This is a genomic window from Microcoleus sp. EPA2, assembly GCA_020882975.1.
Lineage (GTDB): Bacteria > Cyanobacteriota > Cyanobacteriia > Cyanobacteriales > Microcoleaceae > Microcoleus.
Window position 1 is genome coordinate 1 of record JAHRFD010000064.1, and the last position, 11,003, is coordinate 11,003.

Annotated in this window: 4 tRNA genes and 6 rRNA genes; all 10 read left to right on the top strand. The window is 51.1% G+C overall.

The features are described from left to right. Positions 1-231: 231 nt before the first annotated feature. A 16S ribosomal RNA gene (locus AAFP14_RS26375) occupies positions 232-1,768 on the top strand. 65 nt (positions 1,769-1,833) lie between these two features. Continuing rightward, a tRNA-Ile gene (locus tag AAFP14_RS26380) sits at positions 1,834-1,910 on the top strand. 31 nt (positions 1,911-1,941) lie between these two features. After that, positions 1,942-2,017: transfer RNA gene (locus AAFP14_RS26385), tRNA-Ala, on the top strand. A gap of 244 nt (positions 2,018-2,261) precedes the next feature. Further along, positions 2,262-5,152, top strand: a 23S ribosomal RNA gene (locus tag AAFP14_RS26390). 131 nt (positions 5,153-5,283) lie between these two features. After that, positions 5,284-5,399: ribosomal RNA gene (gene rrf / locus AAFP14_RS26395) — 5S ribosomal RNA — on the top strand. 384 nt (positions 5,400-5,783) lie between these two features. Continuing rightward, a 16S ribosomal RNA gene (locus tag AAFP14_RS26400) occupies positions 5,784-7,320 on the top strand. Positions 7,321-7,385: 65 nt separating this feature from the next. Then, a tRNA-Ile gene (locus AAFP14_RS26405) sits at positions 7,386-7,462 on the top strand. Between the two features lie 31 nt (positions 7,463-7,493). Next, positions 7,494-7,569, top strand: a tRNA-Ala gene (locus tag AAFP14_RS26410). A 244-nt stretch (positions 7,570-7,813) separates the two neighbouring features. After that, positions 7,814-10,704: ribosomal RNA gene (locus AAFP14_RS26415) — 23S ribosomal RNA — on the top strand. Between the two features lie 131 nt (positions 10,705-10,835). Next, positions 10,836-10,951, top strand: a 5S ribosomal RNA gene (gene rrf / locus AAFP14_RS26420). Together the 16S, 23S and 5S rRNA genes with 4 tRNA genes alongside form the textbook arrangement of a ribosomal RNA operon. Positions 10,952-11,003 lie beyond the last annotated feature (52 nt).

Consider the following 11,003-nt stretch of genomic DNA (forward strand, 5'->3'; position numbering starts at 1 on the left):
ATGAGGCTGCTGTAGAATGCGCGCCTCGGTTGAGACGAAAGACTTAACCAACCGCTCTTTAACAACTGAATCAAGCAATTCGTGTGGGTGCTTGTGAGGTAAGACTGTTAGTCGCAAGATTATCAGCATCACAAAGCAACACTCGTTAATTCGAGAGTTACCTCTCATTAAGTTGAGAGTTTTGCGATTGCTGAGCCAAGTTTAGGGTTTTCTCAAAACCCAAGCAGTATTGAACTGAAGAGTTTGATCATGGCTCAGATTGAACGCTGGCGGCAGGCCTAACACATGCAAGTCGAGCGGTAGAGAGAAGCTTGCTTCTCTTGAGAGCGGCGGACGGGTGAGTAATGCCTAGGAATCTGCCTAGTGGTGGGGGATAACGTTCGGAAACGGACGCTAATACCGCATACGTCCTACGGGAGAAAGCGGGGGATCTTCGGACCTCGCGCCATTAGATGAGCCTAGGTCGGATTAGCTAGTTGGTGAGGTAATGGCTCACCAAGGCGACGATCCGTAACTGGTCTGAGAGGATGATCAGTCACACTGGAACTGAGACACGGTCCAGACTCCTACGGGAGGCAGCAGTGGGGAATATTGGACAATGGGCGAAAGCCTGATCCAGCCATGCCGCGTGTGTGAAGAAGGTCTTCGGATTGTAAAGCACTTTAAGTTGGGAGGAAGGGTAGTAACCTAATACGTTGCTACTTTGACGTTACCGACAGAATAAGCACCGGCTAACTTCGTGCCAGCAGCCGCGGTAATACGAAGGGTGCAAGCGTTAATCGGAATTACTGGGCGTAAAGCGCGCGTAGGTGGTTCAGTAAGTTGGAAGTGAAATCCCCGGGCTCAACCTGGGAACTGCTTTCAAAACTGCTGAGCTAGAGTACGGTAGAGGGTGGTGGAATTTCCTGTGTAGCGGTGAAATGCGTAGATATAGGAAGGAACACCAGTGGCGAAGGCGACCACCTGGACTGATACTGACACTGAGGTGCGAAAGCGTGGGGAGCAAACAGGATTAGATACCCTGGTAGTCCACGCCGTAAACGATGTCAACTAGCCGTTGGGTTCCTTGAGAACTTAGTGGCGCAGCTAACGCATTAAGTTGACCGCCTGGGGAGTACGGCCGCAAGGTTAAAACTCAAATGAATTGACGGGGGCCCGCACAAGCGGTGGAGCATGTGGTTTAATTCGAAGCAACGCGAAGAACCTTACCTGGCCTTGACATGCTGAGAACTTTCTAGAGATAGATTGGTGCCTTCGGGAGCTCAGACACAGGTGCTGCATGGCTGTCGTCAGCTCGTGTCGTGAGATGTTGGGTTAAGTCCCGTAACGAGCGCAACCCTTGTCCTTAGTTACCAGCACGTAATGGTGGGAACTCTAAGGAGACTGCCGGTGACAAACCGGAGGAAGGTGGGGATGACGTCAAGTCATCATGGCCCTTACGGCCAGGGCTACACACGTGCTACAATGGTCGGTACAAAGGGTTGCCAAGCCGCGAGGTGGAGCTAATCCCATAAAACCGATCGTAGTCCGGATCGCAGTCTGCAACTCGACTGCGTGAAGTCGGAATCGCTAGTAATCGTGAATCAGAATGTCACGGTGAATACGTTCCCGGGCCTTGTACACACCGCCCGTCACACCATGGGAGTGGGTTGCACCAGAAGTAGCTAGTCTAACCTTCGGGAGGACGGTTACCACGGTGTGATTCATGACTGGGGTGAAGTCGTAACAAGGTAGCCGTAGGGGAACCTGCGGCTGGATCACCTCCTTAATCGAAGACTTCAGCTTCTTCATAAGTCCCCACACGAATTGCTTGATTCATTGCGAAAGACGATTGGGTCTGTAGCTCAGTTGGTTAGAGCGCACCCCTGATAAGGGTGAGGTCGGCAGTTCGAATCTGCCCAGACCCACCAATTGTTGTGGGGTGAGGCCTTAGATGTAATTGGGGCCATAGCTCAGCTGGGAGAGCGCCTGCCTTGCACGCAGGAGGTCAGCGGTTCGATCCCGCTTGGCTCCACCACTTACACCCTCGTTTAGAGTTCAGAAATGAACGTTCCTGCATAGGCAGATGAATGTTGATTTCTGGTCTTTGACCAGTAAGAAAATCGTTCTTTAAAAATTTGGGTATGTGATAGAAGTGACTGATTAATTACTTTCACTGGTAATTAATCTGGTCAAGGTAAAATTTGTAGTTCTCAATTGCAAATTTTCGGCGAATGTCGTCTTCACGTTAGAGACAGTAACCAGATTGCTTGGGGTTATATGGTCAAGTGAAGAAGCGCATACGGTGGATGCCTTGGCAGTCAGAGGCGATGAAAGACGTTGTAGCCTGCGATAAGCTCCGGGGAGTCGGCAAACAGACTTTGATCCGGAGATCTCTGAATGGGGGAACCCAGCCAGCATAAGCTGGTTATTACACACTGAATACATAGGTGTGTAAGGCGAACCAGGGGAACTGAAACATCTAAGTACCCTGAGGAATAGAAATCAACCGAGATTCCCTTAGTAGTGGCGAGCGAACGGGGACTAGCCCTTAAGTTGATTTGAGAATAGTGGAAGGCTCTGGAAAGTGCCGCCGTAGTGGGTGATAGCCCCGTACACGAAATTCTCTTATCAATGAAATCGAGTAGGACGGAGCACGAGAAACTTTGTCTGAATATGGGGGGACCATCCTCCAAGGCTAAATACTACTGACTGACCGATAGTGAACTAGTACCGTGAGGGAAAGGCGAAAAGAACCCCGGAGAGGGGAGTGAAATAGATCCTGAAACCGTATGCGTACAAGCAGTGGGAGCCCACTTTGTTGGGTGACTGCGTACCTTTTGTATAATGGGTCAGCGACTTATATTCAGTGGCGAGCTTAACCGAATAGGGGAGGCGTAGCGAAAGCGAGTCTTAATAGGGCGTTTAGTCGCTGGGTATAGACCCGAAACCGGGCGATCTATCCATGGGCAGGTTGAAGGTTAGGTAACACTGACTGGAGGACCGAACCGACTACCGTTGAAAAGTTAGCGGATGACCTGTGGATCGGAGTGAAAGGCTAATCAAGCTCGGAGATAGCTGGTTCTCCTCGAAAGCTATTTAGGTAGCGCCTCGTGTATCACTGCTGGGGGTAGAGCACTGTTTCGGCTAGGGGGTCATCCCGACTTACCAAACCGATGCAAACTCCGAATACCAGCAAGTGTCAGCACGGGAGACACACGGCGGGTGCTAACGTCCGTCGTGAAAAGGGAAACAACCCAGACCGTCAGCTAAGGTCCCAAAGTTATGGTTAAGTGGGAAACGATGTGGGAAGGCTTAGACAGCTAGGAGGTTGGCTTAGAAGCAGCCACCCTTTAAAGAAAGCGTAATAGCTCACTAGTCGAGTCGGCCTGCGCGGAAGATGTAACGGGGCTCAAACCATACACCGAAGCTACGGGTTCAACGTAAGTTGAGCGGTAGAGGAGCGTTCTGTAAGCCTGTGAAGGTGAGTTGAGAAGCTTGCTGGAGGTATCAGAAGTGCGAATGCTGACATGAGTAACGACAATGGGAGTGAAAAACTCCCACGCCGAAAGACCAAGGTTTCCTGCGCAACGTTAATCGACGCAGGGTGAGTCGGCCCCTAAGGCGAGGCAGAAATGCGTAGTCGATGGGAAACGGGTTAATATTCCCGTACTTCTAATTACTGCGATGGAGGGACGGAGAAGGCTAGGCCAGCACGGCGTTGGTTGTCCGTGTTTAAGGTGGTAGGCTGATTTCTTAGGTAAATCCGGGAAATCAAGGCCGAGAACTGATGACGAGTTATCTTTTAGATGACGAAGTGGTTGATGCCATGCTTCCAGGAAAAGCTTCTAAGCTTCAGGTAATTAGGAACCGTACCCCAAACCGACACAGGTGGTTAGGTAGAGAATACCAAGGCGCTTGAGAGAACTCGGGTGAAGGAACTAGGCAAAATGGCACCGTAACTTCGGGAGAAGGTGCGCCGGTGAGGGTGAAGTATTTACTACGTAAGCCCATGCCGGTCGAAGATACCAGGCCGCTGCGACTGTTTATTAAAAACACAGCACTCTGCAAACACGAAAGTGGACGTATAGGGTGTGACGCCTGCCCGGTGCCGGAAGGTTAATTGATGGGGTTAGCTAACGCGAAGCTCTTGATCGAAGCCCCGGTAAACGGCGGCCGTAACTATAACGGTCCTAAGGTAGCGAAATTCCTTGTCGGGTAAGTTCCGACCTGCACGAATGGCGTAACGATGGCGGCGCTGTCTCCACCCGAGACTCAGTGAAATTGAAATCGCTGTGAAGATGCAGTGTATCCGCGGCTAGACGGAAAGACCCCGTGAACCTTTACTATAGCTTTGCACTGGACTTTGAGTTTGCTTGTGTAGGATAGGTGGGAGGCTTTGAAGCGTGGACGCCAGTTCGCGTGGAGCCATCCTTGAAATACCACCCTGGCAACCTTGAGGTTCTAACTCTGGTCCGTTATCCGGATCGAGGACAGTGTATGGTGGGTAGTTTGACTGGGGCGGTCTCCTCCTAAAGAGTAACGGAGGAGTACGAAGGTGCGCTCAGACCGGTCGGAAATCGGTCGTAGAGTATAAAGGCAAAAGCGCGCTTGACTGCGAGACAGACACGTCGAGCAGGTACGAAAGTAGGTCTTAGTGATCCGGTGGTTCTGTATGGAAGGGCCATCGCTCAACGGATAAAAGGTACTCCGGGGATAACAGGCTGATACCGCCCAAGAGTTCATATCGACGGCGGTGTTTGGCACCTCGATGTCGGCTCATCACATCCTGGGGCTGAAGCCGGTCCCAAGGGTATGGCTGTTCGCCATTTAAAGTGGTACGCGAGCTGGGTTTAGAACGTCGTGAGACAGTTCGGTCCCTATCTGCCGTGGACGTTTGAGATTTGAGAGGGGCTGCTCCTAGTACGAGAGGACCGGAGTGGACGAACCTCTGGTGTTCCGGTTGTCACGCCAGTGGCATTGCCGGGTAGCTATGTTCGGAAAAGATAACCGCTGAAAGCATCTAAGCGGGAAACTTGCCTCAAGATGAGATCTCACTGGAACCTTGAGTTCCCTAAAGGGCCGTCGAAGACTACGACGTTGATAGGTTGGGTGTGTAAGCGCTGTGAGGCGTTGAGCTAACCAATACTAATTGCCCGTGAGGCTTGACCATATAACACCCAAACAATTTGATGTTTGTGTGTCTCTATGAAGACTGCAACAGCCGAAAATTTGCAAGACTACAAACCAAGACATCACATACCCAATTCGGGATAGCGCTAACGCGACATCCCAGCTGAATCGCTTGACGACCATAGAGCATTGGAACCACCTGATCCCATCCCGAACTCAGTAGTGAAACGATGCATCGCCGATGGTAGTGTGGGGTTTCCCCATGTGAGAGTAGGTCATCGTCAAGCACCTACACCAAAACCCCCGATCGTGAAAACGGTCGGGGGTTTTACTATTAGTACAAGCATGAAGTTTTGCTAAAGGCAGAACCTGATGCTTGAGCGTCACTTGTAAGTTGTTGAGTAGAAAGAGAAATTCTTTGAAAAATAGCTTGACGCAGAATGAGGCTGCTGTAGAATGCGCGCCTCGGTTGAGACGAAAGACTTAACCAACCGCTCTTTAACAACTGAATCAAGCAATTCGTGTGGGTGCTTGTGAGGTAAGACTGTTAGTCGCAAGATTATCAGCATCACAAAGCAACACTCGTTAATTCGAGAGTTACCTCTCATTAAGTTGAGAGTTTTGCGATTGCTGAGCCAAGTTTAGGGTTTTCTCAAAACCCAAGCAGTATTGAACTGAAGAGTTTGATCATGGCTCAGATTGAACGCTGGCGGCAGGCCTAACACATGCAAGTCGAGCGGTAGAGAGAAGCTTGCTTCTCTTGAGAGCGGCGGACGGGTGAGTAATGCCTAGGAATCTGCCTAGTGGTGGGGGATAACGTTCGGAAACGGACGCTAATACCGCATACGTCCTACGGGAGAAAGCGGGGGATCTTCGGACCTCGCGCCATTAGATGAGCCTAGGTCGGATTAGCTAGTTGGTGAGGTAATGGCTCACCAAGGCGACGATCCGTAACTGGTCTGAGAGGATGATCAGTCACACTGGAACTGAGACACGGTCCAGACTCCTACGGGAGGCAGCAGTGGGGAATATTGGACAATGGGCGAAAGCCTGATCCAGCCATGCCGCGTGTGTGAAGAAGGTCTTCGGATTGTAAAGCACTTTAAGTTGGGAGGAAGGGTAGTAACCTAATACGTTGCTACTTTGACGTTACCGACAGAATAAGCACCGGCTAACTTCGTGCCAGCAGCCGCGGTAATACGAAGGGTGCAAGCGTTAATCGGAATTACTGGGCGTAAAGCGCGCGTAGGTGGTTCAGTAAGTTGGAAGTGAAATCCCCGGGCTCAACCTGGGAACTGCTTTCAAAACTGCTGAGCTAGAGTACGGTAGAGGGTGGTGGAATTTCCTGTGTAGCGGTGAAATGCGTAGATATAGGAAGGAACACCAGTGGCGAAGGCGACCACCTGGACTGATACTGACACTGAGGTGCGAAAGCGTGGGGAGCAAACAGGATTAGATACCCTGGTAGTCCACGCCGTAAACGATGTCAACTAGCCGTTGGGTTCCTTGAGAACTTAGTGGCGCAGCTAACGCATTAAGTTGACCGCCTGGGGAGTACGGCCGCAAGGTTAAAACTCAAATGAATTGACGGGGGCCCGCACAAGCGGTGGAGCATGTGGTTTAATTCGAAGCAACGCGAAGAACCTTACCTGGCCTTGACATGCTGAGAACTTTCTAGAGATAGATTGGTGCCTTCGGGAGCTCAGACACAGGTGCTGCATGGCTGTCGTCAGCTCGTGTCGTGAGATGTTGGGTTAAGTCCCGTAACGAGCGCAACCCTTGTCCTTAGTTACCAGCACGTAATGGTGGGAACTCTAAGGAGACTGCCGGTGACAAACCGGAGGAAGGTGGGGATGACGTCAAGTCATCATGGCCCTTACGGCCAGGGCTACACACGTGCTACAATGGTCGGTACAAAGGGTTGCCAAGCCGCGAGGTGGAGCTAATCCCATAAAACCGATCGTAGTCCGGATCGCAGTCTGCAACTCGACTGCGTGAAGTCGGAATCGCTAGTAATCGTGAATCAGAATGTCACGGTGAATACGTTCCCGGGCCTTGTACACACCGCCCGTCACACCATGGGAGTGGGTTGCACCAGAAGTAGCTAGTCTAACCTTCGGGAGGACGGTTACCACGGTGTGATTCATGACTGGGGTGAAGTCGTAACAAGGTAGCCGTAGGGGAACCTGCGGCTGGATCACCTCCTTAATCGAAGACTTCAGCTTCTTCATAAGTCCCCACACGAATTGCTTGATTCATTGCGAAAGACGATTGGGTCTGTAGCTCAGTTGGTTAGAGCGCACCCCTGATAAGGGTGAGGTCGGCAGTTCGAATCTGCCCAGACCCACCAATTGTTGTGGGGTGAGGCCTTAGATGTAATTGGGGCCATAGCTCAGCTGGGAGAGCGCCTGCCTTGCACGCAGGAGGTCAGCGGTTCGATCCCGCTTGGCTCCACCACTTACACCCTCGTTTAGAGTTCAGAAATGAACGTTCCTGCATAGGCAGATGAATGTTGATTTCTGGTCTTTGACCAGTAAGAAAATCGTTCTTTAAAAATTTGGGTATGTGATAGAAGTGACTGATTAATTACTTTCACTGGTAATTAATCTGGTCAAGGTAAAATTTGTAGTTCTCAATTGCAAATTTTCGGCGAATGTCGTCTTCACGTTAGAGACAGTAACCAGATTGCTTGGGGTTATATGGTCAAGTGAAGAAGCGCATACGGTGGATGCCTTGGCAGTCAGAGGCGATGAAAGACGTTGTAGCCTGCGATAAGCTCCGGGGAGTCGGCAAACAGACTTTGATCCGGAGATCTCTGAATGGGGGAACCCAGCCAGCATAAGCTGGTTATTACACACTGAATACATAGGTGTGTAAGGCGAACCAGGGGAACTGAAACATCTAAGTACCCTGAGGAATAGAAATCAACCGAGATTCCCTTAGTAGTGGCGAGCGAACGGGGACTAGCCCTTAAGTTGATTTGAGAATAGTGGAAGGCTCTGGAAAGTGCCGCCGTAGTGGGTGATAGCCCCGTACACGAAATTCTCTTATCAATGAAATCGAGTAGGACGGAGCACGAGAAACTTTGTCTGAATATGGGGGGACCATCCTCCAAGGCTAAATACTACTGACTGACCGATAGTGAACTAGTACCGTGAGGGAAAGGCGAAAAGAACCCCGGAGAGGGGAGTGAAATAGATCCTGAAACCGTATGCGTACAAGCAGTGGGAGCCCACTTTGTTGGGTGACTGCGTACCTTTTGTATAATGGGTCAGCGACTTATATTCAGTGGCGAGCTTAACCGAATAGGGGAGGCGTAGCGAAAGCGAGTCTTAATAGGGCGTTTAGTCGCTGGGTATAGACCCGAAACCGGGCGATCTATCCATGGGCAGGTTGAAGGTTAGGTAACACTGACTGGAGGACCGAACCGACTACCGTTGAAAAGTTAGCGGATGACCTGTGGATCGGAGTGAAAGGCTAATCAAGCTCGGAGATAGCTGGTTCTCCTCGAAAGCTATTTAGGTAGCGCCTCGTGTATCACTGCTGGGGGTAGAGCACTGTTTCGGCTAGGGGGTCATCCCGACTTACCAAACCGATGCAAACTCCGAATACCAGCAAGTGTCAGCACGGGAGACACACGGCGGGTGCTAACGTCCGTCGTGAAAAGGGAAACAACCCAGACCGTCAGCTAAGGTCCCAAAGTTATGGTTAAGTGGGAAACGATGTGGGAAGGCTTAGACAGCTAGGAGGTTGGCTTAGAAGCAGCCACCCTTTAAAGAAAGCGTAATAGCTCACTAGTCGAGTCGGCCTGCGCGGAAGATGTAACGGGGCTCAAACCATACACCGAAGCTACGGGTTCAACGTAAGTTGAGCGGTAGAGGAGCGTTCTGTAAGCCTGTGAAGGTGAGTTGAGAAGCTTGCTGGAGGTATCAGAAGTGCGAATGCTGACATGAGTAACGACAATGGGAGTGAAAAACTCCCACGCCGAAAGACCAAGGTTTCCTGCGCAACGTTAATCGACGCAGGGTGAGTCGGCCCCTAAGGCGAGGCAGAAATGCGTAGTCGATGGGAAACGGGTTAATATTCCCGTACTTCTAATTACTGCGATGGAGGGACGGAGAAGGCTAGGCCAGCACGGCGTTGGTTGTCCGTGTTTAAGGTGGTAGGCTGATTTCTTAGGTAAATCCGGGAAATCAAGGCCGAGAACTGATGACGAGTTATCTTTTAGATGACGAAGTGGTTGATGCCATGCTTCCAGGAAAAGCTTCTAAGCTTCAGGTAATTAGGAACCGTACCCCAAACCGACACAGGTGGTTAGGTAGAGAATACCAAGGCGCTTGAGAGAACTCGGGTGAAGGAACTAGGCAAAATGGCACCGTAACTTCGGGAGAAGGTGCGCCGGTGAGGGTGAAGTATTTACTACGTAAGCCCATGCCGGTCGAAGATACCAGGCCGCTGCGACTGTTTATTAAAAACACAGCACTCTGCAAACACGAAAGTGGACGTATAGGGTGTGACGCCTGCCCGGTGCCGGAAGGTTAATTGATGGGGTTAGCTAACGCGAAGCTCTTGATCGAAGCCCCGGTAAACGGCGGCCGTAACTATAACGGTCCTAAGGTAGCGAAATTCCTTGTCGGGTAAGTTCCGACCTGCACGAATGGCGTAACGATGGCGGCGCTGTCTCCACCCGAGACTCAGTGAAATTGAAATCGCTGTGAAGATGCAGTGTATCCGCGGCTAGACGGAAAGACCCCGTGAACCTTTACTATAGCTTTGCACTGGACTTTGAGTTTGCTTGTGTAGGATAGGTGGGAGGCTTTGAAGCGTGGACGCCAGTTCGCGTGGAGCCATCCTTGAAATACCACCCTGGCAACCTTGAGGTTCTAACTCTGGTCCGTTATCCGGATCGAGGACAGTGTATGGTGGGTAGTTTGACTGGGGCGGTCTCCTCCTAAAGAGTAACGGAGGAGTACGAAGGTGCGCTCAGACCGGTCGGAAATCGGTCGTAGAGTATAAAGGCAAAAGCGCGCTTGACTGCGAGACAGACACGTCGAGCAGGTACGAAAGTAGGTCTTAGTGATCCGGTGGTTCTGTATGGAAGGGCCATCGCTCAACGGATAAAAGGTACTCCGGGGATAACAGGCTGATACCGCCCAAGAGTTCATATCGACGGCGGTGTTTGGCACCTCGATGTCGGCTCATCACATCCTGGGGCTGAAGCCGGTCCCAAGGGTATGGCTGTTCGCCATTTAAAGTGGTACGCGAGCTGGGTTTAGAACGTCGTGAGACAGTTCGGTCCCTATCTGCCGTGGACGTTTGAGATTTGAGAGGGGCTGCTCCTAGTACGAGAGGACCGGAGTGGACGAACCTCTGGTGTTCCGGTTGTCACGCCAGTGGCATTGCCGGGTAGCTATGTTCGGAAAAGATAACCGCTGAAAGCATCTAAGCGGGAAACTTGCCTCAAGATGAGATCTCACTGGAACCTTGAGTTCCCTAAAGGGCCGTCGAAGACTACGACGTTGATAGGTTGGGTGTGTAAGCGCTGTGAGGCGTTGAGCTAACCAATACTAATTGCCCGTGAGGCTTGACCATATAACACCCAAACAATTTGATGTTTGTGTGTCTCTATGAAGACTGCAACAGCCGAAAATTTGCAAGACTACAAACCAAGACATCACATACCCAATTCGGGATAGCGCTAACGCGACATCCCAGCTGAATCGCTTGACGACCATAGAGCATTGGAACCACCTGATCCCATCCCGAACTCAGTAGTGAAACGATGCATCGCCGATGGTAGTGTGGGGTTTCCCCATGTGAGAGTAGGTCATCGTCAAGCACCTACACCAAAACCCCCGATCGTGAAAACGGTCGGGGGTTTTACTTTGTGC